Origin of the sequence: Anaerococcus provencensis (assembly GCF_000312365.2) — a bacterium.
Taxonomy (GTDB): Bacteria; Bacillota; Clostridia; order Tissierellales; family Peptoniphilaceae; genus Anaerococcus; species Anaerococcus provencensis.
The window spans coordinates 40,502-64,987 of sequence record NZ_HG003685.1; the positions used below are offsets into that span (position 1 = coordinate 40,502).

The 24,486-nt window shown below is 34.6% G+C and carries 21 protein-coding genes and 2 pseudogenes; 16 read left to right on the forward strand and 7 right to left on the reverse strand.

What is annotated here, in order from left to right; all coding sequences use genetic code 11:
* Nucleotides 1-139 (forward strand): annotated as a pseudogene (locus tag BN38_RS11640) (IS200/IS605 family transposase); the annotation flags it as partial.
* Nucleotides 140-246: 107 nt separating this feature from the next.
* Here the strand turns inward: BN38_RS11640 and BN38_RS00555 are convergent.
* Nucleotides 247-1,119: a DUF6544 family protein gene (locus BN38_RS00555; RefSeq protein WP_049944402.1), complete on the reverse strand. Its 873-nt coding sequence runs from the start codon at nt 1,117-1,119 to the stop codon at nt 247-249.
* Nucleotides 1,106-1,564, reverse strand: coding sequence for a helix-turn-helix domain-containing protein (locus BN38_RS00560; RefSeq protein WP_044564976.1), 459 nt, complete (start codon nt 1,562-1,564; stop codon nt 1,106-1,108). Before BN38_RS00560 ends, BN38_RS00555 begins: the two co-directional genes overlap by 14 nt.
* Nucleotides 1,565-1,713: 149 nt before the next feature.
* Between BN38_RS00560 and BN38_RS00565 the strand changes: the two genes are divergently transcribed.
* Genes BN38_RS00565 through BN38_RS00575 form a run of 3 tightly spaced genes read left to right on the forward strand, consistent with a single transcriptional unit; the run spans nt 1,714 to nt 4,256 of the window.
* Nucleotides 1,714-2,694, forward strand: a complete 981-nt coding sequence (locus BN38_RS00565; protein WP_044564977.1) for an alpha/beta hydrolase — start codon at nt 1,714-1,716, stop codon at nt 2,692-2,694.
* On the forward strand, nt 2,678-3,922 hold the full coding sequence (locus BN38_RS00570) for a DUF1576 domain-containing protein (protein ID WP_044564978.1): 1,245 nt from the start codon (nt 2,678-2,680) through the stop codon (nt 3,920-3,922). The genes BN38_RS00565 and BN38_RS00570 overlap by 17 nt, the downstream gene beginning before the upstream one ends.
* Complete coding sequence (locus tag BN38_RS00575) at nt 3,915-4,256, forward strand: hypothetical protein (RefSeq protein WP_044564979.1); 342 nt, start codon at nt 3,915-3,917, stop codon at nt 4,254-4,256. The genes BN38_RS00570 and BN38_RS00575 overlap by 8 nt, the downstream gene beginning before the upstream one ends.
* A 64-nt stretch (nt 4,257-4,320) precedes the next feature.
* On the opposite strand, the gene ppdK is transcribed toward BN38_RS00575, so the two are convergent.
* Together ppdK and BN38_RS00585 are read right to left on the reverse strand one after the other, a co-directional pair.
* A complete protein-coding gene (ppdK, locus tag BN38_RS00580) occupies nt 4,321-6,948 on the reverse strand; it encodes a pyruvate, phosphate dikinase (protein WP_044564980.1) in 2,628 nt (875 codons plus the stop codon).
* 11 nt (nt 6,949-6,959) lie between these two features.
* The gene (locus BN38_RS00585; protein ID WP_044564981.1) at nt 6,960-7,769 is read right to left on the reverse strand and encodes a pyruvate, water dikinase regulatory protein; all 810 of its coding nucleotides are present in this window, start codon (nt 7,767-7,769) and stop codon (nt 6,960-6,962) included.
* A gap of 415 nt (nt 7,770-8,184) precedes the next feature.
* Here BN38_RS00585 and BN38_RS00590 point away from each other — a divergent pair, with 415 nt between their 5' ends.
* The 4 genes from BN38_RS00590 to BN38_RS00605 are packed head-to-tail and all read left to right on the forward strand — an operon-like array spanning nt 8,185 to nt 12,776.
* Entirely contained in the window at nt 8,185-10,824 is a 2,640-nt protein-coding gene (locus BN38_RS00590) for a valine--tRNA ligase (RefSeq protein WP_044564982.1), read from the forward strand.
* On the forward strand, nt 10,824-11,552 hold the full coding sequence (locus BN38_RS00595) for a class I SAM-dependent DNA methyltransferase (RefSeq protein WP_044564983.1): 729 nt from the start codon (nt 10,824-10,826) through the stop codon (nt 11,550-11,552). The genes BN38_RS00590 and BN38_RS00595 overlap by 1 nt, the downstream gene beginning before the upstream one ends.
* 1 nt (nt 11,553) lies before the next feature.
* Entirely contained in the window at nt 11,554-11,769 is a 216-nt protein-coding gene (locus BN38_RS00600) for a cold-shock protein (protein ID WP_044564984.1), read from the forward strand.
* Nucleotides 11,766-12,776, forward strand: coding sequence for an alpha/beta fold hydrolase (locus BN38_RS00605; RefSeq protein ID WP_044564985.1), 1,011 nt, complete (start codon nt 11,766-11,768; stop codon nt 12,774-12,776). The genes BN38_RS00600 and BN38_RS00605 overlap by 4 nt, the downstream gene beginning before the upstream one ends.
* Before the next feature lie 28 nt (nt 12,777-12,804).
* On the opposite strand, the gene BN38_RS00610 is transcribed toward BN38_RS00605, so the two are convergent.
* Nucleotides 12,805-13,104, reverse strand: coding sequence for a rhodanese-like domain-containing protein (locus BN38_RS00610; protein ID WP_044564986.1), 300 nt, complete (start codon nt 13,102-13,104; stop codon nt 12,805-12,807).
* 236 nt (nt 13,105-13,340) lie between these two features.
* On the opposite strand from BN38_RS00610, the gene BN38_RS00615 reads away from it, so the two are divergent.
* The 8 genes and pseudogenes from BN38_RS00615 to BN38_RS00655 all read left to right on the forward strand — a co-directional run bounded on the left by BN38_RS00615 (nt 13,341) and on the right by BN38_RS00655 (nt 21,782).
* Complete coding sequence (locus tag BN38_RS00615; RefSeq protein WP_044564987.1) at nt 13,341-14,006, forward strand: DUF969 domain-containing protein; 666 nt, start codon at nt 13,341-13,343, stop codon at nt 14,004-14,006.
* Complete coding sequence (locus BN38_RS00620; protein ID WP_230197692.1) at nt 14,006-14,950, forward strand: 5-oxoproline transporter, DUF979 family subunit; 945 nt, start codon at nt 14,006-14,008, stop codon at nt 14,948-14,950. The genes BN38_RS00615 and BN38_RS00620 overlap by 1 nt, the downstream gene beginning before the upstream one ends.
* Before the next feature lie 9 nt (nt 14,951-14,959).
* Nucleotides 14,960-15,604, forward strand: a complete 645-nt coding sequence (pcp, locus tag BN38_RS00625) for a pyroglutamyl-peptidase I (protein WP_044564988.1) — start codon at nt 14,960-14,962, stop codon at nt 15,602-15,604.
* 96 nt (nt 15,605-15,700) lie between these two features.
* A complete protein-coding gene (locus tag BN38_RS00630) occupies nt 15,701-15,889 on the forward strand; it encodes a hypothetical protein (RefSeq protein WP_044564989.1) in 189 nt (62 codons plus the stop codon).
* Between the two features lie 118 nt (nt 15,890-16,007).
* A complete protein-coding gene (locus BN38_RS00635) occupies nt 16,008-17,156 on the forward strand; it encodes a CapA family protein (RefSeq protein ID WP_049944403.1) in 1,149 nt (382 codons plus the stop codon).
* Between the two features lie 554 nt (nt 17,157-17,710).
* Nucleotides 17,711-18,964 (forward strand): group II intron reverse transcriptase/maturase, encoded by a 1,254-nt coding sequence (gene ltrA, locus BN38_RS00640; RefSeq protein WP_044564990.1) that lies wholly within the window; start codon nt 17,711-17,713, stop codon nt 18,962-18,964.
* Nucleotides 18,965-19,081: 117 nt separating this feature from the next.
* Complete coding sequence (locus BN38_RS00645) at nt 19,082-20,251, forward strand: IS256 family transposase (RefSeq protein WP_195890876.1); 1,170 nt, start codon at nt 19,082-19,084, stop codon at nt 20,249-20,251.
* A gap of 362 nt (nt 20,252-20,613) precedes the next feature.
* Nucleotides 20,614-21,782: pseudogene (locus tag BN38_RS00655) on the forward strand (IS256 family transposase).
* Nucleotides 21,783-22,006: 224 nt separating this feature from the next.
* Here BN38_RS00655 and BN38_RS00660 read toward each other — a convergent pair.
* Complete coding sequence (locus tag BN38_RS00660; RefSeq protein WP_044564994.1) at nt 22,007-22,279, reverse strand: hypothetical protein; 273 nt, start codon at nt 22,277-22,279, stop codon at nt 22,007-22,009.
* 122 nt (nt 22,280-22,401) lie between these two features.
* Nucleotides 22,402-24,336, reverse strand: a complete 1,935-nt coding sequence (locus tag BN38_RS00665; RefSeq protein WP_049944404.1) for a bifunctional metallophosphatase/5'-nucleotidase — start codon at nt 24,334-24,336, stop codon at nt 22,402-22,404.
* Between the last annotated feature and the right edge of the window lie 150 nt (nt 24,337-24,486).

A 24,486-nucleotide genomic window follows, 5' to 3' on the forward strand; every position in this document is an offset into this window, starting at 1 on the left:
TACAGTAGGGCGAAATGAGAAAATGATAAAAGAATATATACAAAATCAACTAAAAGAAGACTATTATGCGGATCAAATAAGTATCAAGGAATACTATGACCCGTTTACGGGAGAGTCAGTAAAAAGAAGCAATAAATAAACTGCTTAAGCAGAAGCTGAGAAAGTGGTGCATGTGGAGATAATACTCGGAGCCCCAATAGGGGCGTGCCGGTATTCGCGCCTTCTAGGCGCTGTGGAAACTACCAGCTAAGCTGGTAGTTCTGATTTAAATATTAACTTGTCTATTCTACCATCAAAATACACAAAATCACCCTCAGGATAGTGCCAAATAATTTGAACATGGTCGATGAAATTGATTCCCTGGTCATATTTCTTATATGAAAGTATATTAGCACTCCAGGCAATATTATCGATACTTCCATCATCTTTAACAGCTGGCCTATCTTCAGTATAAAATCTGGTCATTTCATAATTTTCATTAAAGGTAAAAATACCACTTACACTAATACCCCCATCGCTTATGCTGGCTTTAACATTAAATGGATCTATTTCTTCAAAACTGATATTTTTGTTATATAAAATACTAGAAGGTACAAACAAAGATTCAGAAAGATATGTACAAAGTGCCCCCTGATCCATTTTGTCACCTTTTTGGTGAAATAAAGTTAACATTTTTCCAAGCATACCATGCATGCCGCCTCTACCATCTATGTAGTAGTCATAACCTTCAAATGGAATACCGAAGATACTACTTTCCACAAGAGCTATACGGTTTGGTCTATGGGCAAAATTGTACTGGCTGTAATCTATCTTTAATTTGCGTTCAGGACTTTGAGCAAAGTCAACATTCTTATATTCCATATATGCATAGTCCATTTTTTCTTTACCTATAAAACCATTATTTTCCATATATTTTACTATAGCATCAGGAAAATCTGAGAAATCTTCCCTGCTAAAATATTCATTTTTCTTATTTGTTTCATTATTCAAAGCCTTAAAATCACTATTAAAATTATTTTTAAGTGGGGAATAGGATATGTTAAAATAAACTAGAAAAATTCCAATCACTATAATTAAAATTCCCAAAACTACCATAATTATATTTTTACTTCCCTTCATTTAAATCTACTCCATATTTTTCAACCTTTTCCAGGCCCTCATAAAATTTACCTATAAATTTACATGCTTCTACTAATTCTGATTGGGTGAAATTTTCAAAAAGTAAATTCAAGGTCATAAGATTTTTATCTTCCATTTTTTTTGAATAACTTTCAAATTTTTCAGTAGGAATAATGTTTATAGAATTGTTATCGCCTTTCACAAGCCTTATGAAGTCTTTTTTTATTAGGGGATTTGCAAGTTTTCTCACGTTTTGCCTAGAACAACCCATAAGCCTGCCTATTTCACTTAGGTTTTGGATCCCATCTGTTGATGATGCGATTGCAAGCATTAGCCATTGTTTCATTGTAATATCTGTTTGGATTTTTTCGCATGCCGTTTGAAGCCTATTTGCAATAATAAATACATTTGCAAATATGAATTGTTTATTTTTTATGTTTTCCATATTAGCTCTCCTATAGTAGTAACTAGTTACTACTATAGTATATAAATTTTATTATATTGTCAATACATATTAAATTTTATATAATATAGCTAATAGAATAACTTGTTGCAACAGTCAAATTAAATGGTTTGTATATATTGGAGTAATTTATGAAGAAAATTATAAAAAATATTTTACTAGGGCTATTAGCATTATTGATTCTTGTATTTTTAGGATTTACTGCATTTATTGGTAGACAAGTTTTTAAAGGATATACTAACGCAACATCCAGAGAAGAAACTATTAAGTCAATAAAAGAATATAAGGATTCTTATGCTAAGATTGTTGACAAATATAAGGTCTCAAAACTTAAAATATCAAAAGATAGTTCTGATATTAAAGTACCGGCTATTTTGGTACAAAAAGAAGGCAACCAAAATATAGCAGTCCTTGTTCATGGCATGGGTGGGACCAAAGAATCTATGGCTTTTTTGGTGGAAGGGTTTTTGGATATTGGTTATGATGTTCTTGCTTATGATCAAAGGAATTCTGGTGAAAATATGGCAGATTATAATACTTTTGGAGTACTGGAATCTGATGATACACTTGCAGTTTTGTCCTATATAGTTCCTAAGTACAAGGAAAAATACCAAGATGCCAAGTCAATCTTGTGGGGAGAATCATATGGGGGACTTACAAGCATTATTGCGGCAGGTCGCGAAGATTATTATATAGATTATTTGATTTTGGATTCTAGCTTGTCTGATGGCAGAATTCTACTTGAAAAAGTGATGGAAGAAGCTACAAAAGGTCAAGACATACCTATGTCATATCTTATGGCAGCCGGGGACTGGTATTCCAGATTTGCTCTTGGGATTAAATTTAGTGATTTTGATGGCTTAAAATGGATTAAAAACGTAAGAAAGCCAGTTCTTATTACAAATTCAAATGACGATACACTGACTCCACCTTATATGGCAGAAGATATATATAAGTCCATAAGCCACGATAATAAGGAACTTCACCTGGTGGATGGATACAAACATGCGTCTTTTCCGAAAAATGCCAATGATGAATATATGAAAATAGTAGAAGATTTTTTAAAAAAATATGAAAGTCAAAGTGAGGATGTAGATGAGAACTCTCAGTGATTTTAGATATAGGGATTTTTACTTGGCAAGCTTGATATTTGTTTTATTTGGTCTATCTTTAGATTCTATAACAAATATTTACCAAGGGATGTTAAATATTCTGACTTCTCCATCTGTCCTAGTGTCTGATTATATGGAGATAGGAGGAATGGGAGCAGCTTTTGTAAATGCTGGCCTAATGCTTCTATTTTCTGTTTTTGTTGCTGATAAAAGTGGGGCAAGGCTTACAGGTGCGCTCATATCTGGCTTATTTACTGTGCTTGGATTTTCATTTTTTGGTAAGAATGTTTTAAATACAATTCCATTAATGGTGGGAGTCTACTTATATTGTATGTACAAAAAGCTAGAAGTATCAAATTATATGCATGTTATGTGCTTTGTAACAGGCATTAGCCCAGTGGTATCTTTGTTTTACTTTGGCTTAAATTTTAGCATAATAACAGGCTTTATATTAGGCGCTCTTGTCGGTATCTTGGTAGGTTTTATAATAATTCCTATTTCGGCAAACATGATTGCCTTTCATGATGGGTATTCACTATACAATGTTGGCTTTAGCCTTGGCATTATAGGAATAATTATTGCTGGAAATTTGAGGATGTTTGATAGGATTATTCCAGAAGTTAATATAATATATACAGGCAGTGATTTGTATCCTTTAGTTTTTTTATCAATCATATGTACTATATTTGTATGCTACGGTCTGATAAAAAACAAAGGTCTAAAGGGTTACGGTAAATTGCTCAAACAAAGTGGTAGACTAGTAAGCGACTTCACTATTTTATTTAATAAATACTTGGTAATTTTTAATGTTGGCATAACTGGAATTATTTCTATCTTATACGTCAAAATCTGTGGGGGAGTTATAAATGGGCCAATATTAGGAGGTATACTCACTGTCATGGGCTTTAGTGTATTTGGTAAACATCCTAAAAATGTACTTCCTATAATGCTGGGAGTTCTAGTAGCTAGTATCTATAATAAGTATGATCCTTCTGGAACACCGGCTATATTAACAGCTTTATTTTCAACTACCATAGCACCTATTGCTGGAGAATTTGGAGTATTAGCTGGTATTTTTGCAGGATTCACTCATAAGGCTGTTGCTACAAATGTTGGTTTTATTCACGGTGGCATAAACTTATATAATAATGGACTTGCAGGAGGATTTGTTGCTGCAGTTTTGGTACCATTATTTAGAAATTTAATTGAGAGGTATAAGGATGAATAAAGAAAGAGAAAATGCACGTAGAATAGTAGATCTTATAATGCAATACTATACTTACCACGAATACTCTCATATAAATGTTGATATTTCAATAGATCAAGAAAGGACAAAGATAGTAGTAGAAGGCCAAATTAATCCTAGGGATGTCGATACAAGGGCGCTAGAAAGCGTATTTATGAACCCCAGAGTAAGTGAGTACGACCATTATTACGAAGGTTTGATGAATACTGCAGATATGGAGGAATTTAAGACTATAGGATACTTGATGGATGATGCTTATATTAATTTAGATGGAGGTATTCTATTAGTAAAACTTTATAGAAGACACTTAAAATAATAGCCATAAAAAATGAAGTGAACCTAAATTGAAAGGCTCACTTCAAAATTAACTGGCTATTTTTTTATTTGTTTTCTTTTTCTATAGCAGCTTGTGCAGCAGCTAGTTTTGCTATTGGAACTCTAAATGGAGAGCATGAAGCGTAGTCAAGTCCTACATTGTATAGGTATTTTACAGTGTTAGGTTCACCACCGTGCTCACCACAAATACCTAAGTGAAGGTCTTTGTTTGTGCTTAGCCCTTTTTCAACAGCAGTTTCTACTAAGAAACCAACGCCTTTTTGATCTAGTACTTGGAATGGATCTTTTTCATAGATATCTTTTTCTAGATATAGTGGCAAGAACTTACCAGCGTCATCTCTTGATAGACCAAAGGTCATTTGTGTCAAGTCGTTTGTACCGAAGCTGAAGAAGTCAGTGATTTGAGCAATTTCATCAGCTGTTATTGCAGCTCTTGGGATTTCAATCATTGTACCTACTAAGTAGTCAATTTTTGTTCCTTTTTCTTCAAATACTTTTTCGATTTCATCGTTAACTTCGTCTATAACATATTTTAATTCATGAACATCATTTGAAAGTGGAATCATTATTTCTGGTACAACTTTGATTCCATCTTCATGGCAGTGAATAGCAGCTTGGATTATAGCACGAGCTTGCATTCTAGATATTTCTGGATATCTTACCCCAAGTCTTAGTCCTCTGAAGCCTAGCATTGGGTTAACTTCTTGTAGTTCAGCTATTCTCTCACGTACACGGTTTGGCTCAATACCTAAGTCATGAGCTAGATCTTTGATTTCAGCTTCTCCTCTTGGTAAGAATTCGTGTAGTGGTGGATCTAGAAGTCTTACTGTAACTGGTCTTTCACCCATTAGTGAATAGATTTGATAGAAGTCATCTTCTTGCATTGGTAGGATTTTATCAAGTGCTGCTTCTCTAGTTTCAAGGTCAGCTGCAAGAATCATTTTTCTTACTTGGAAGATTCTGTCTTCTTTAAAGAACATGTGCTCTGTACGGCATAGACCAATACCTTCTGCACCAAATTCTAGAGCTTGTTTTACATCTCTTGGTGTATCGGCATTTGTTCTAATTTTCATGTCTCTATATTCATCAACCCATCCCATAAATGTTTCGAAGTTACCTTCTAATTGTGGAGATTGAGTTTCAAGATTTCCAATATAAACCTTACCTGTAGAACCATCAATTGAGATTGTATCTTCTTTAGTATAGATATTTTCACCAATTCTCATGGTTCCTTCGTCTTCGTCAACGTGGATTTCGCTTGCTCCAGATACACAGCATTTACCCATACCACGAGCTACTACTGCAGCGTGACTTGTCATACCACCACGAGCTGTTAGGATACCTTGTGCAGATACCATACCTTCAAGGTCTTCTGGTGATGTTTCTTCACGAACAAGTATTACTGATTCACCTTCAGAAGCTCTTTTTGCAGCGTCTTTTGCTGTGAAAGAAATTTTACCAACTGCAGCTCCTGGAGATGCTGCAAGTCCTGTTGCTGCTGCTTCGTTTGTATCTTTAGCTTTATTTGTAAATGTAGGGTGGAGTAGTCCATCTAAGTCTTTTGGGTTTACTCTTAATACTGCTTCCTTTTTGTCTAAATGGCCTTCGTTTACTAGGTCAACGGCTACTTGAACTGCAGCTTGAGCTGTTCTCTTACCATTTCTGGTTTGAAGTAAGAATAGTTTACCTTCTTGGATGGTAAATTCCATATCTTGCATATCTTGGTAGTGGTCTTCAAGTTTTTTAGCTGTTGCAGCAAATTGTTCATAAACTTCTGGCATTGCACTTTCTAGGGTGTGGATTTCTTGAGGAGTTCTTACACCAGCAACAACGTCTTCACCTTGAGCATTGATTAGGTATTCACCAAATAGTTGGTTTTCACCTGTAGCTGGGTTTCTTGAGAATGCTACACCTGTTCCAGATGTATCGCCCATGTTACCGTAAACCATGGTTTGAACGTTAACTGCTGTACCCATTGCATCATCGATGTCATTTAATTTTCTATAAAGGATAGCACGTTCGTTACCCCAAGATCTAAATACAGCTGATATAGCAAGGTCTAGTTGTTCTCTTGGTTCTTGTGGGAAATCTTCGCCTTTTAATTCTTTATATTTTGCCTTGTATTCTTCAACTAATTCTTTAAGGTCGTTGCTATCAAGCTCTGTATCAAGTTCTACACCTTTAGCTTTTTTCTTAGCTGTTAGAAGTTTTTCGAAGTTATTTTTGTCAAGTTCCATTGCAACGTCGGCAAACATTTGGATAAAACGTCTGTATGAGTCGTATGCAAATCTTTCATTGTCGGTTTTTTTAGCAAGACCGATAACAGCTTGGTCATTTAGACCCAAGTTAAGGATAGTATCCATCATACCTGGCATGGAAATTGGTGCACCAGATCTTACTGAAACTAATAGTGGATCTTCAGTTGAACCAAATGTTTTTTCGTTAGCTGCTTCTAAGTCTTTGATGTGGTTTGTTACTTCTTCGTTTAAGCTTTCCCATAAAGCTTTATCTTCTTTGTAAAATCTTGTACAAGCTTCTGTTGTGATGGTAAATCCATATGGAACAGGTATTCCTAAATTGGTCATTTCAGCCAAGTTAGCACCCTTACCACCAAGTAAGGCTCTCATTTCCTTGTTACCTTCGTTAAAATTATAAACAAATTTATCAGCCATATTATCTCCTTTCAATTAATAACTTTTTCAATATTACTGATGATATAATCGGATGTTTCTTCTATTGATTGATTAGTGACATCTATGATTTTACAATCCAAATCTTTCATTATTTCTTCGGCATAGGCAAGTTCTTTTTTGATATATTCTACATCACTATAAGTTGAGCTTTTGGCTAAATGCATGACATTTAGCCTTGCTTTTCTAAGTTGAGCCAATCTATCATAATCCATGGTTAAGCCAAAGATTTTTCTAGAATCAATCTCAAAAAGTTCTTTTGGAACCTTAGAATTTAGGACAAGTGGAATGTTTGAAACTTTGTAGCCTATACTAGCAAGATATACTGAAAGTGGGGTTTTAGATGATCTAGAAACACCAACTATACAAATATCACAATATTCTAGCCCCCTAAAATCCTTGCCATCGTCATATTTGATAGCAAAATCAATAGCATCAATTCTCTTTGAACTATGGTAAATCTTATCATCTTCTAAATAATCCTTGTTAGTAGGGTTGATTCCTAGATAATTGCTAATTTTATTTAGCGAGTAGGATGTGAAGTCAATTGATAAGATAGAATAGTCCTTGCAAAATTCTTTTAGGGCTTTGTTATGGCCTGGGTTGTTTAGAGAATTAAAAATAATCTTTAGACCTCGATCTTTGTCAACTTCTTCGAGTATATTTCTAAGACTTTTTTCATCATGGATATTTACATATAAGTTTTCTTTATAACCAACATTAAATTTTTCCATAGCATTTCTGGATAGTTGAGTAATACCTACTCCATCTGTATCGGAAATAATGTAAACAAATAATTCCATAAATTTCACCTTTCTCTAACCCTATTGATATTATAACACAAAATTAAAATATGAAAACAATTGCTAGTAAATAATTTAACATATCTTAGAAAAAACAAGATTCTAGACCAATAGTATATATAATAAGCTTGCAAATATTTTCAAAGAATTAAAACTTTTTGACAAAAAAGATAAATGAAATATAATATTTTTAGTTAATAGGAAATATTAAAAGAGGAGTAGAAGGTAAGATTTTTTAGAGAGAAGATGGTTGGTGCAAATCTTTAAATTGACCCTTTGAAGGTTGCTTTTATTCATATTTCATGTGGCACGCATAAGTGCAAGAGAGAGTCTTTTTTATCAAAAGAAATTTAGGTGGTAACGCGATAACTCGTCCTAGAGCTATTGCCTTGCCACTTTTTTTAAGGAGAAATTTATGGACACAAAATATAATCCTCTAGGATTTGAAAAAGAAATTTACCACAAATGGGAAGATGGTGGATACTTTAAGGCTGATGTAAACAAGGACAAGAAGCCATTTACTATAGTAATGCCACCACCAAATGTAACAGGACAACTTCACCTAGGCCATGCTCTAAACAATACTATCCAAGATATTATCATTCGCTATAAAAGAATGGCTGGCTTTGAGGCCCTATGGATACCTGGCACAGACCACGCTTCTATATCTACAGAAGCAAAGGTTGTTGGGAAGATTCGTGGTGAAGGTCACACTAAGAAAGACCTAGGCCGCGAGAAGTTTTTAGAAGAAGCTTGGGCTTGGACAGAAAAATATGGTGGTACAATCAAAAAACAACTAAGAACCATAGGAGTTTCTTGTGATTGGGACTACGATAGCTTTACCATGGATGAGAACCTAACTCGTGCTGTTAAAAAAGTTTTCAAAAAAATGTACGATGATGGTCTAATTTATCAAGGCAACAGGATTGTAAACTGGGATGTAGAAGCAGAGACAGCTATATCTGATGCAGAAGTTTACCACGAAGAAAAAGAAGGTAATCTTTGGTATATCAAATACTTCTTTGAAGATAGCGAGGATTACATCACAATAGCAACTACTCGTCCAGAAACTATGTTTGGCGACCTAGCAGTTGCTGTAAACCCAGAAGATCCTAGATTTAAGGACAAAATAGGCAAAAATGTAATACTTCCAATTGTCGGTAGAAAATTACCAATAATAGAAGATTCCTATGTTGATATGGAATATGGTACAGGTTGTGTAAAAATAACCCCATCCCATGACCCAAATGACTTCGAAGTTGGAGCTCGTCATGACCTCGGCCAATGCGTAGTAATTGACACAAAAGGACACATAAAAGATGGCTATGGAAAATATTCTGGACTAGAAAGGTATGAGGCACGTAAGGCCTTAGTAGCTGAACTTGAGGAAGAGGGATATTTAGAAAAAATCGAAAGTCTAACACATGCTGTAGGTTATAGCGAGAGGACAAATGTTGTAATCGAACCACTTATATCAAAACAATGGTTTGTAAAAATGGATGGCCTTGCTAAAATGGCTATTGATGCTTACGAAGATGGTGAACTTAAACTAATACCAGAATCACTAGGTAAAACTTACATGAACTGGCTAAACAACATTCGCGATTGGACTATATCTCGTCAACTATGGTGGGGACATAGATTACCAGTATTCTATACCGATGATGGAGAAATAATAGTTTCAGAAGATGAGCCAGATGAAAATGGAATGCTTGATGGTGTTCATGTGACCCAAGAAGAAGATACACTAGATACTTGGTTCTCATCAGCCCTTTGGCCATTTGCAACACTTGGTTGGCCAGAAGAAAATGAGAAGCTGGACTACTTCTTCCCAACAGATATCCTCATAACAGGTTATGACATAATATTTTTCTGGGTAATCAGAATGGTATTCTCATCCCTTTACACAACAGGCAAAGTGCCTTTTGACCACGTATTATTTACAGGCCTTATCCGCGATCCACAAGGACGCAAGATGAGCAAGTCCTTGGGCAATGGCGTAGATCCAATAGAAGTTGTAGACCAATATGGTGCTGATGCCTTAAGATTTACCCTAATCACAGGAAATAGTCCAGGCAATGATATGCGCTATGATGAAAAGAGAATTGTAGCAAGCAGAAACTTTGCCAACAAACTTTGGAATGCAAGTCGTTTTGTTCTTATGAATATAGAAGAAGGCGACGATTTAGACTTCTCAACAATCAAAAACCTAGAACTTGAAGACAAGTGGATATTAAAACGCCTAAACAATGTAATCGAAGAAGTTACAAAGAACCTCGAAAATTACGAGATAGGTTTAGCTGCATCTAGGATAGAAAACTTCATCTGGGAAGAATACTGCGACTGGTATATAGAATTTGCTAAGTTAAGATTATATGGAGAAGACGAAGAAGCTAAGGCGGATGTAAAGAAAGTTTTACTATATGTTCTAAACAAAATGATTGCCCTACTTCATCCATTTATGCCATTTATTACAGAAGAAATTTATTCAGCCCTACCAGACAAAAAAGACATGCTAATTGTTGAAGAATGGCCAAGATTTGAAGAAAAATTTGAATTTATCAACGAAGAAGCCACAGTAAATTCAGCTATCGAAGCTATCACAGCAATTAGAAACCAAAGAGCAACTCTAAATGTAGGTGCAAAAACCAAACAAAATTTGATAATCCTTGCAGAAAATGAATCATACAAGAACTTACTAGATGAGCTTAAAGATCAATTTGTAAATCTTGCAAATGCCGGAGATGTAAAAGTTTTATTAAAAGAAGAATTTAATGAAGACAAAGAAGGCCTTGTAAACCTTGTATTTAATGAATTTACTGTACTAATGAGTCTTGATGATTTGATGGATTATGATAAAGAAAGAGCTCGTCTAAATGATGAAATCAAGAGACTAGAAAGTGAAATAAAAAGGGCAAGTGGCAAACTAAACAATCAAAACTTCGTAAACAAGGCTCCAGAAGCTGTTGTTAATGAGGAACGTGAGAAACTTGCCAACTATGAAGACTTATTAGAAAAAACCAAGGCTTCACTAGAAGAAATAAGAGATAAGTAATGTATGAAGATTTTTCCTATATATATGACAAACTAAGCTTTGATATAGAATATGAGAAATACGCTCAAAATATCTTAAGTCTAGTAGAAAAAAATAATATAAAAAAAGATAAGATGCTAGAGCTTGCAGCAGGTTCTGGCATGCTTACAAATTTTTTCTTTGATGAATTTAAAGAGATAGATGCCCTTGACATATCAACAGATATGCTAAATGTATTTGCAGAAAAATATGACAATGACAATGTAAATTTGATTTACTATGATATGGTAGAATATGAAAATCCTGGAGCCTACGACCTGATAGTAATACTCCTAGATTCCATAAACTATGTCACAAATCCCAAAGACTTGGAGAAATTAATAGCAAATTGTTACAAAAACCTCAAAGAGCATGGACTCTTGATTTTAGATATCAATTCCGAGTATAAGATGCGTGAAATCTTTGGATCAAACTGCTATGTCTACGAATACGAAGATATATTCTACACCTGGGATAATTTCATGGAAGATGATCTAGTAGATATGCACCTAAACTTCTTTGTAGAAAATGAAGACGGATCCTACAAAAGAATCTATGAATACCAACAAGAAAGGGTATATGAGAGGGAATATATAAATAATATTTTACATCAAAAAGGATTTAAAGATGTCAAAATGTTTGACGAAGATACTATGGATAGGGTGGATGATCAAACAATGCGCATCCTATTTCAAGCAGTAAGGAAATGACATGGAAACAGGAATAGTTAAATTTTTTGATAATAAAAAAGGATATGGTTTTATTCAGTCATCTGATGGAATTGACTATTTTGTTCACTTTACTAGTATTATATCTGATGATGACTACAAAAAACTTGACCAAGGTGATAGGGTTTCTTTTGATGGAGAAGATGGGCCAAGGGGGCCTTCTGCTATCAATGTGAGAAAAATGGAGGATGATTTATGAGTGCAAAAACAATTTGGATTATAATAGCCATATTAATTCTCTTTCCTCAATTTTATTACTTTAAAATTACTAGAGATTTTGAAGGGGTTAGGAATACTAGAAAGTATTTTATTAGGAATAAGAGAATTTTTGATGATCACCAAGAGATTTATCTTACAAATTACGATGGCCACGATATTTTTCTAAGGCTCTACGAAGTGGCCGAACCCAAGGCAATAGTACATATAATCCATGGTATGGCAGAGCATTCTTATAATTATATAGATTTTATAAAGTATCTAAATGCCAATGGGTTTACAGTCGTTGCCCACGATCATAGGGGCCATGGTAAGAGTATTTCTGAAAAGTATCCAACTGGCTATATGAGACTTACAGAAGAAGTCATTAATGACGTCTATGCTGTAAATTCATTTGCTAGAGAAACTCATCCGGGCCTAAAAGTTTATATGATAGGACACTCTATGGGTTCTATGATTTCAAGACTTTACCTACAAAAGTATGACGATACTATAGATAAGCTAGTACTTACTGGAACTGTTGAACATAGCAAGGTTGCTGGATTTGGACTTTTTCTAGGTAATATTATCACTTTCTATTTCAACAAATATCAGCCGGCTATCTTAAGCCCACTTTTGCCAGGATTTAAGGGTGATGACACTTGGATTTCCTATAATATGGACAATGTTATTAACAAGAGAAATGATAAGCAAAGAGTCCAAACCTTCTTAGAGCGTGGTGTGGTTACAATTATAGATATGAATAATAAGATGTCGAAAGTCAGAAGATACATGGTGAAAAACCCGGAATTAGAGATTTTATCTGCAACAGGCGCAGATGACATAGTAACAGGATCTGATAAGGGCCTTGAAGATAGCATTAATACTCTTAAAAAAGCAGGCTATACAAATATTGACAATGTTGTTTATGATCATATGCGCCACGAAATACTTAATGAAGAAGATAGGTCTATAGTTTATCTAGATATACTAGAATTTTTTAATATGTAGATTGAAGAAAGCTCCGATTGAGGAGCTTTTATTTTGTCAATTTATAATCGTAATAAGCTACTCCTGGTGCGATAGTTATATCATCAATACCTGCTCCTTGTAAGATGGACGCGGCATAGGAACTGCGATTATTGGTCCTACAATGTAGTACTATTGGCTTATCTAAATTTCTAAATTCATCAATATGCTCTGAGACTTCATCGTAGGGAATGTTGATAGCTCCCTTGATATGACCAAGTTTGTACTCTTCCTTGCTTCTAACATCATAAATAACATAAGAATCCAAGTTATTTTCCAAGTCGCTTCCGCTAATTTCTTTAAAGTTCATATTCTCCTCCTAAAAATAATATACTTCATTTTATAATTGTATTTATAGGTAATATTTATTATAATTATACTGTAGTGTTTATTTTTAAAATATGCTACAAGAGGTTAAAATCTTAACAAAGAACCTAGAAGATTCTATAAGGTTAATGATGAAAAACAATTAAAATAAAATTATAATTATTGACATTTTCTAGTTTTCATTTTAAGATTATATAAATATTTTAAAGGAGGATTTATATGGAATATTTAAAACTAATTGGTATTCTGATAATTGTACTTGGCTTTATTTTCAAATTAAATATTGTATTCACAGTTATTTTATCAGGATTTATCACAGCTTTAGTATCTGGAATTTCAATAGGAGAATTCCTTAGTATACTTGGCGAAAACTTTGTCAACCAGAGAATAGTAACCTTATTTATAATTACCTTGCCGGTAATAGGACTATCGGAACAATTCGGATTAAAACAATCTGCAGAAAAAATTGTTAAAAAACGCGACAACCTTTCACCTGGAGCATTGTATAGTGTATATCTACTATTTAGGGAACTAGCAGGATTTTTCTCAATGAGAATCTATGGTCTTGTACAATTTGTAAGGCCTATTATCTTCCCAATGGCAGAAGCATCATATGAGAAACAAAGTGGTAAATTAGAGAAAAAAGATAGCGAGAAATTAAAATCAAGAGCAGCTGCTATGGAAAACTTTGGTAACTTCTTTGCTCAAAATACCTTTATAGGTGCAGGCGGGGTTTTGCTAATAGTTGGTCAAATGGAGTCTCTTGGATATCCTGTGACAAATGCTGATATTGCAGGCAAATCACTACCAATTGCTATAATTTGTTTAGTACTCGGTGTCATCAAAAACATCATTGATGATAAGAGAATGAAAGGGGGCAAATAATGACAATGTTTGGAATGCCAGCTGAAGAATTCTTTGCGAAATTTTTGGAATTTATTTATGTCCTAATTGGCCTACAATTTTTCTATACTGCTTATAGAGTTTTTAAGGCTGAGGATAATGATAAGAAAGTGACAACAATGGCCTTTTGGATAATACTTGGTGTATTATTTGCCTTTGGTAAACTAATCCCACCAATGGTGGCAGGTGCACTTGTAGTAGTAATAGGAATTATTTCATTAATCAATGGTATTGTAGTCAAAGGTGCAATAACTAATGATGAAGCTACAGAAATTGAAGGATCAAACAGACTTGGTAACAAGATTTTCATACCAGTAATTGTTATGGCAGTCCTTGCAATAATATTAGCAAAACTTATACCAGAATCAAGCTCATCAATCCTTGGCTTTACCGCAATAGTAGCTCTTGTAATTATAATGATTATGACAAAAACAAGTTTTGCAGGAATGATGAAACAATCAGATAGGATGGTTCAACAAGTTGGTGCAGTTGCAATACTTCCACAATTACTTGCAGCTCTTGGTGCAATCTTTGCAGCAGCAGGTGTAGGTGATGTAATAGCATCAATAATCGGTGGCATGATTCCAACTATTTCCCCATGGACAGGATCTATTGCTTATGTCCTAGGCATGGTAATATTTACAGCTATAATGGGCAATGCCTTTGCGGCCTTTACTGTTATTACAGCAGGAATTGGAGTTCCATTTGTTATAGCTCAAGGGGCAGATCCAGCTATAGCGGCAGCTCTAGCAATGACAGCAGGATATTGTGGTACCCTTCTAACACCTATGGCAGGAAACTTCAACGTACTACCAGTAGGTTTACTAGAGATGGAAGATAAAAATGGGGTAATAAAAGAACAGGCACTATTCTCTATACTTATGATAGTAGTTCACATACTATTGATGAGATTTTGGGCCTTTTAGGAGGTAATAATGAAAATATTAGTAACAGGATTTGATCCTTTTGGAGGAGAACCAACAAATCCAGCTATCGAATCTGTAAAAAGAATAGACGAAAAGATCGAAGGAGCAGAGATAATAAAGCTAGAAATACCAACAGTATTTCACAAGGCTGCTGATGTAGTTGAAGCAAAAATCAAAGAAGTTCAACCAGATGTGATCCTTTCAATTGGCCAAGCCGGTGGAAGATATGGTATAACAGTAGAACGTGTTGCAATCAACGAAGATGATGCTCGTATAGAAGATAATGAAGGCAACCAACCAATAGATGTAAAAATCAGAGAAGATGGCGCTCCAGCATATTTTGCAAGCCTACCAATCAAGGCTATGGTAGAAGAAATTAAAAAGGAAAATATTCCAGCAAGTGTATCAAACTCAGCGGGTACTTTTGTATGCAACCACATCATGTACCAAGACTTATACCTGGCAGAAAAATATGGAAATATAAAAGCAGGATTTATCCATGTGCCATTTTTGACGGAACAAGTTGTAGATAAGCCTAACACAGCGTCAATGAGCCTAGAGGATATAGTAAAAGGCTTAAATGCGGCTATAAGGGCCATTGTAAAATACGATGGCAAAAAAGATTTGGATGTAACGGGTGGAGCAACCCACTAGAAAAAGGGCCCAGTTGGGTCTTTTTTTGTGTGAGATTTTAATAAAAATGGGTAAAATAGGTATAAGATAATCATTAAATATTCATAGGAGGATATTATGGTACAAGAAAATGAAAAAAAAGTTTTCGAAGCTGGTGATAATCAAGAAGTAAACAAAAAATCAAACGAAGATGTTCCAATGAGCAATGGAGAAAACTGTGGAATCGTTGAGTTCGAAGGTAAAAGAATCAACACATGTGATGGTGAAACTATAGTAGAAAATGGTTACGAAAGCCCAGATAGATAAGATAAATATTTAAATAATTATGATTAAACTGATTATAATATCGAAAGATATTGTGGTCAGTTTTTTATTTTCATATAATCGTGATATAATGAATAAAACTTTATTAGGAAGGTTACTTATGAAAAAAATTAAAAAATTGATTATTATCAGTTTTCTGAGTATATTTTCATTCGCTAATTTAAACATAGCCAATGCGGAAAGCTCCGAAAAACAAAGTACAGATGTCAAAATGGCTCGTTTGTTTTTTGCTGGCGATGTTTTGCCACATATTAACTTTAATAACTATGCTAGAAATTATGGAGCAGGTGACTATAATTATGATAGACCCTTTGAAAAATTAAAAGATTATGTATCAAAGAGCGATTATTTTATGGTCAATTGTGAATTTACAACTCATCCAGACCTAGAACCTTCAGGATATCCAACTTTTAACTCAAATGGAGATATATTTAGAGCTTTAAGTGATATTGGGGTTGATGTTATAACTACTGCCAATAATCACTGTATGGATACTGGCCTAGATGGCCTAGACTATACAATTGATGCCATAAACAAAGCTGGTATAGAAAATGTTGGCACACAAAAAAATAGTACAGACAAAAACTACTTAATCAAGGATATAAATGGGATCAAGGTAGGAATACTCGCCTATGCTGAACAATTAAATGGCTTTGAATACTTGCTAGATTCTGCTGAGAAGCTGGCAAAAGTAAATATGATTGACGATGTCCTTATAAGAAGAGATATTTCTAATGCTCTCAAGGATGGAGCAGAATTCATCATAATTTATCCTCATTGGGGAGTTGAATACCAATCATACCCTGAAGAATATCAAATTGAACTTGCCCACGATATGATTGATTGGGGCGCAGACATGGTCATTGGTAACCATCCTCACGTAATTCAACCAAGGGAAGAATATGAGGCTAAGGATGGTCGCAAGGGGATAATTTATTATTCATTAGGAAATCTCGTTTCCAATCAAAATCACAATAATTTTGATGGAGACTATAGGGTAGAGCATGGTCTTTTGGTTGATACAATAATCTATAAGGGAGCTAATGATACAAAGGCAAAGATCTTAAATACGACCTATCATACTACCTGGGTGGGTACGATTTTTGATGATTATGGCCTGCTTAATAGGGCTTATGTGATAGATGAATACTTATATGGACAAAAAGATGATGTTACAGAAGATGATAGGTATCTGATGGGAATAGCAGAATCTATGAACTATGATACTATGCATACTATTGTAAGATAAGGACAAAATAAAGGAGCTAGCAAAAATTGCTAGCTCTTTGTTTTTGGTATGACGGGCATGTCATCAATCTGTGGTGAAAGTCCACGAAGGGCGTAGTTGCCAGCGAACCTCATAGCAATTCCCAAGGCTTGTACCGTGAGGTACAGGCGAGAAGAAGGGATAGCAAAATTGTAGCCTGACGAACAGAAACCTAATACTAAGGCTTGCACGGTGGACAAGCGAACCAAAAGTCGTGAAGTCCAAAAGGCAACCGTAAACCATGCAAGTAGATTAGGCAGGTAGACAAGGAAAGATTGATGGCTTATCCCGTGAGGTCTCACTAGCGAATAAGTAGTAGCAACGAATAGTGAGAAGTCAGCAAAAGCCATAGTAGTATTGAAGCCTTTGTAATAGAGGTGGAGCGAAGGGCTGAATAATTCAAAGTCAAATGGACTTGCAAAAGTCTGTATCCATATCCGACGAGAAAATCGTACCAAAGACGTAACGGCGGAAAAATTTCACAGGAGCTAGGAGTAAGAGGATACAGAGCATAACAAAGAAAGGAGACAATCCAAATGTCAGGACTGCTAGAACAAATACTCAGTAGAGAAAACATGTTTGCAGCACTAAACAAAGTGAAAGCAAACAAAGGAGCAGAAGGAATAGATGGAATATCCACCGAAGAAATAGACCAATATCTTAAGAACAACTGGGTAGAAATTAGAGACAAAATTCGAAGAAGAAAGTATAAACCAAAACCGGTCAGAAGAGTAGAAATACCAAAACCAAATGGAGGTGTACGCAATCTAGGAATACCAACAATAGTAGACAGAGTCATAGAACAAGCAATTGCACAAGTTCTAACACCAATAGCAGAACCACACTTTAGTGATAATAGTTACGGTTTTAGACCAAATCGCAGAGCACAACAAGCGATAGTGAAATTGCTTGAATACTTTAATGACGGATACACCTATATTGTAGACATAGATCTAGAGAAATTCTTTGACAACGTCCCACAAGACAAACTCATGACCTTGGTTCATAACCTCATACATGACCCAGACACAGAATCTCTAATTAGGAAATATCTTAATGCAGGAGTAATGATAAAAGGAAAATATGAAGAAACACCCAAGGGAACACCACAAGGAGGTAATCTATCGCCCCTTCTAAGTAACATAATGCTAAACGAATTAGACAAAGAATTAGAAGCAAGAGGGCTACACTTTGTGAGATATGCAGACGACTGCGTAATAACTGTAGGAAGTAATGCAGCAGCTAACAGAGTAATGGCATCAGTAACAAAGTGGATAGAAAAGAAACTAGGACTAAAAGTAAATGCAACAAAATCTAAAGTTACAAAACCAAGAAAGCTAAAATATTTAGGATATGGTTTTTGGAAAGACAAAGAAGAATGGAAAGCAAGACCACACAAAGAATCAATCCAAAGATTCCAAAGAAAGTTGAAACAGTTAACAAAGAGAAGCTGGTCGGTAGCAATGACTTATCGAATCAACAGACTGAATCAAGTAATTAGAGGGTGGATAAGCTATTTTAGACTAGGAGATATGAAGACGGTCCTTAGAAAGATAGATGAACGACTTAGAACAAGAATGAGAATAGTCATATGGAAGCAGTGGAAGACTAGTGAAAAACGCCTATGGGGACTTCGAAAGTTAGGAGTTCCGATGTGGATGGCAAAACAGTCAGTAGGATTTGGAGACCACTATCAAGCGGTTGCCAAAACCACAGGACTACATCATATAAACAAAGAAATCCTCGCAAAGCGAGGACTTCAAAGTTGTTTGGATTATTATTTGAATTAAAGAGACTGTGTAAAATTTTGTGTATAGAAACCTCCTGATTAGGGTAAAATCAACTAATCAGGAGGATTTTTTATGCCAAGAAAAAGGCCCGAATCAAGAGGAAGTAAGATAGCAAAAATGTTAATCGAAGAATACAAGCCTCAAAGCGCTCAAGACATTCAAGAAGTGTTAAAAGAACTTCTAGGAGACACTATGGAAGAACTTTTAAAGGCAGAACTTGATGAACATTTAGACTATGAATATGGGGAAAAACCATTATCACTCAATACAAGAAACGGTTCAAGTAAAAAAACTGTTAAATCATCCTATGGAAATATAGATTTAAATATTCCAAGAGATAGAGAAGGATCTTTTGAACCACAAGCATTAAAAAAGTACGAAAAAGATATATCTAATATAGAAAACCAGATAATATCGATGTACGCAAAAGGGATGACCACAAGAGATATATCAAGTCATATCAAAGATATTTATGGATTTGGCATATCTGAAACAATGGTAAGCAAAATAACCAACAAAATACTACCAACCATAGAAGAATGGCAAAATAGACCATTAGAAAAAGTCTACCCTATGGTATTCCTAGACGCTATACACTACCATGTAAGAGAAAACAACATAGTAGTCAAGAAAGCAGTATACATTGCATTAGGATACAATCTTGAAGGTTTCAAAGAAATACTAGGAATGTGGGTAGGAGAGAATGAATCAAGCAAATATTGGCTTTTAGTATTAAATCAGCTAAAAGAAAGAGGCCTTGATGATATACTAATAATATCGACAGACAACCTACCTGGCTTTAGCCAAGCCATAGAAGCAGTATATCCAAAAGCAGAAATACAAAAATGCATAATCCATCAAATAAGAAACTCAACAAAATATGTATCCTACAAAGACATAAAAGAATTAATGAAAGACTTAAAAGCAGTATACAAAGCACCAACAGAAGACTTAGCCCTAACTAATCTAGGCATCTTTGAAGAAAAATGGGCTAAGAAATATCCTATGTGCGTAAGCTCTTGGAAAAACAACTGGACAGAACTATCCACGTATTTCAAATATCCAGAAGGAATAAGAAAACTAATATACACAACAAATGCCATGGAAAACTTCAATAGACAACTAAGAAAAGTTACTAAAAACAAGACCATATTTCCAAATGACTATGCTCTACAAAAAAGTTTGTATTTAGCAATGGTAGATGCCTCAAGTAAATGGACAAGCAGAATACGTGGCTGGGATCAAATCTTATCACAATTATCAATATTTTTTGAAGGGAGGTTTTAAATAAGTAAAAAAATCGAGTATAAAATCTGCTGTAAATTTTCATGAAAATTTGACAGTTTATTAAAGTTGTGTAAAATTAAGACAAGCTCCATTCCTATAGGAATGGACATATATTGATACATAAAAAATGTATCAACCCTTACCCTTACTCAGGATTTAGGTTGATACACAAAATTATTTACATATCCGAATTAAACCGCTGTATGCCGAACGGCACGTACAGTGGTGTGAGAGGGGCTACATGTTGAGACTGTGTAAAATTTTGTGTATAGAAACCTCCTGATTAGGGTAAAATCAACTAATCAGGAGGATTTTTTATGCCAAGAAAAAGGCCCGAATCAAGAGGAAGTAAGATAGCAAAAATGTTAATCGAAGAATACAAGCCTCAAAGCGCTCAAGACATTCAAGAAGTGTTAAAAGAACTTCTAGGAGACACTATGGAAGAACTTTTAAAGGCAGAACTTGATGAACATTTAGACTATGAATATGGGGAAAAACCATTATCACTCAATACAAGAAACGGTTCAAGTAAAAAACTGTTAAATCATCCTATGGAAATATAGATTTAAATATTCCAAGAGATAGAGAAGGATCCTTTGAACCACAAGCATTAAAAAAGTACGAAAAAGATATATCTAATATAGAAAACCAGATAATATCGATGTACGCAAAAGGGATGACCACAAGAGATATATCAAGTCATATCAAAGATATTTATGGATTTGGCATATCTGAAACAATGGTAAGCAAAATAACCAACAAAATACTACCAACCATAGAAGAATGGCAAAATAGACCATTAGAAAAAGTCTACCCTATGGTATTCCTAGACGCTATACACTACCATGTAAGAGAAAACAACATAGTAGTCAAGAAAGCAGTATACATTGCATTAGGATACAATCTTGAAGGTTTCAAAGAAATACTAGGAATGTGGGTAGGAGAGAATGAATCAAGCAAATATTGGCTTTTAGTATTAAATCAGCTAAAAGAAAGAGGCCTTGATGATATACTAATAATATCGACAGACAACCTACCTGGCTTTAGCCAAGCCATAGAAGCAGTATATCCAAAAGCAGAAATACAAAAATGCATAATCCATCAAATAAGAAACTCAACAAAATATGTATCCTACAAAGACATAAAAGAATTAATGAAAGACTTAAAAGCAGTATACAAAGCACCAACAGAAGACTTAGCCCTAACTAATCTAGGCATCTTTGAAGAAAAATGGGCTAAGAAATATCCTATGTGCGTAAGCTCTTGGAAAAACAACTGGACAGAACTATCCACGTATTTCAAATATCCAGAAGGAATAAGAAAACTAATATACACAACAAATGCCATGGAAAACTTCAATAGACAACTAAGAAAAGTTACTAAAAACAAGACCATATTTCCAAATGACTATGCTCTACAAAAAAGTTTGTATTTAGCAATGGTAGATGCCTCAAGTAAATGGACAAGCAGAATACGTGGCTGGGATCAAATCTTATCACAATTATCAATATTTTTTGAAGGGAGGTTTTAAATAAGTAAAAAAATCGAGTATAAAATCTGCTGTAAATTTTCATGAAAATTTGACAGTTTATTAAAGTTGTGTAAAATTAAGACAAGCTCCATTCCTATAGGAATGGACATATATTGATACATAAAAAATGTATCAACCCTTACCCTTACTCAGGATTTAGGTTGATACACAAAATTATTTACATATCCTACATGTTAGCTCCTACTCGATCTTTATTATTTAAATTAGTTATTTCCTTTTGCGTCATCAGCTGCATCGTCAGCGTCTGTTGCATCTTTTGCTGCATCATCAGCTTTTTCAGCTGCATCGTCAGCTTCTTTTGCTGCGTCATCAGCTTTTTCAGCTGCATCGTCAGCTGCTTTATCAGCTTCGTCTTTTGCTGGTTCTTCTACTGCTGGTTCTGTTGTTGTTTCTGCTGGTTTTTCTTCAGTTTTGTTACCACAACCTGCAAATGCGAATGTACCGGCTAAAGCTAATGCTAATAATTTTTTATTCATTATTTTCTCCTTTCTTCCTTTGTGATGATAATTATATTTCTTCATAAGCCAAATGTCAAAGTTATATATAAATCATAAATAAATATAAAAAAAGCTCCTATTTTCATAAGAGCTTTTAGTAACTATTTGCTTATATCTGTCATTCTTCCATCTGTGCTTGGATTTATAGTTCCATTTGCTTTGATAGCTTCTTCGAATATATCAGAGATAAGTCCTCTTTCTTCGCTTCTAGTTTTTCCTTTAAACATTTCGTATCCATCTCCACCAATAGCCATAAAGTCATTAGTTGCTAGTGAGTAAGTTTTGTTTGGGTCAAGAGCTTCGCCATTAACTAATACTTCTGTTACTTTACTGCCGGCTTCTTTGCCTGAATCATATTTTACTGTCATACCAGCTATTTGTGGGAATTTACCAGCTTCGTTTGGTGTATCTGTTAGTCCGTGTTCTAGAGCAGCTAGGATATCAGCACCTGTAACTTCGATTTTTACTAGGAAGTTGGTGAATGGGAATACTGTAAGTACATCGCCTTTTGTAATGTCACCTTTAACTATAGATTCTCTGATTCCACCACCATTAGTGATTGTGACATCTGCGCCGATTGAATCTTTCATAGCATCAGCGATGAAGTCACCTAGGTTAGTTTCTTTTGTTCTAACATTGCCACGAACACCGTCAAGGTCAACATCTGTCATACCAACTTTTTGGCTTAATACATCTTTATTTGCATCGTTGTATTTATTAATTACATCAAGAATTTCTTGGTTAGCATTGATGTGTTGCATTTTTTTGTATGGGTGAAGTTTAGCAAATTTAGCATTAACCTTATTATCCTTGTCCACAAGAAGTGTCACTTCGCCAAGGTTATAGCCGTGTGCTCCTGTTTGTGCAATAAGGGTTGTTTTTTCGATTTTTCCTTCGTCAAGTTGGCTGTGAGAGTGACCATCTATGATTACATCGATTCCATCAACATTGTCAGCAACTTTTGTAGATGTATCTTCACTTTCTTCGTCTATACCAAGATGAGATAGACAAACAACTATGTCAGCACCATTAGCCTTTAAGTTTTCAACTTCTTTTTTTGCTACTTCTACTGGATCTTCAAATGTTAATCCTTCGGTATTTACTGGAGAAGACTTTGTCTTAGTTTCTGGAGTGGAAAGTCCGAATATACCAACTTTAACACCATTTATTTCAACAATTTGACTGCCGTCAAGGATTTGATTTCCATTTTCATCAACTACATTAGAGCCAAGGATTGGATAATTGGCAAGGTCTTTCAATTCTAAAAGTTTCTTGTAGCCGTAGTTATAGTCGTGGTTACCAGCTGTCATAGCTGTAAGGCCCATTTTATTTACTGCTTCTACAACACTCTGTCCTTGGGCAATATTTGCAAAGATTGTTCCGTGTAATGTATCTCCAGCATCTAGGAGGAGGGCATTATCATTTACATTTTTGTAATCATAGAAAGTTTTGATTTTAGCATAGCCGATCTCACCATTTTTTGCGTTTTCTTCAACTCTGCCGTGTGTATCATTGTAGTGGATTAGACTTATTTGTTTTAAGCCACGCATAGAATAAAGAAGATTAGTAGCTTCACTATTTTCTGGGATAGATGAATTTAATAGTTCTGTTAATGAACCTTTGATAGACTCAACTGTTTTTGGAGTAAGGTCAAAGAGCATAAATATAGCTTCTTGATAAACTTGGTTATCAAAAACTGATTGATCCAAATCTTTAATAGTTTTGGATTCGTTAGCTCTTTCTGGTCTGATGCTTTCAATCACATCTTTACTTTCTGCAAGAAGGGCATCTGATTCAGCAATTTTTTGATTGAGAGAATCTTTGATATTTGCTGTTGTAGCAGGTGCATCTTTTAGTAACATTTTGCTTGCTTTATTAACAACACTGTTGTTGAAGTATGAATTTTCAAATTCTACTTTTTCTGCCTCAGTCAAACTTGCTGCATAAGCAGGATTAAGTCCAGCAAACAAGCTTGTAAAGGTAAATGCTGTAGTAAAAGCAAGTGTAAATAATAATTTTGAATTTTTGTTTTGCATATTTCCTCCTAATATATTTATTTACACTTCTATCATATAAAGTAAGTAAATATTTTGCAAGTAATACTTGTAAAAAAAGTTGATATTTTCTTATCATATAAATTTTCGTAGATCCTAAATAATAGGGCAGTTTACTATAAGTCAAAGTAT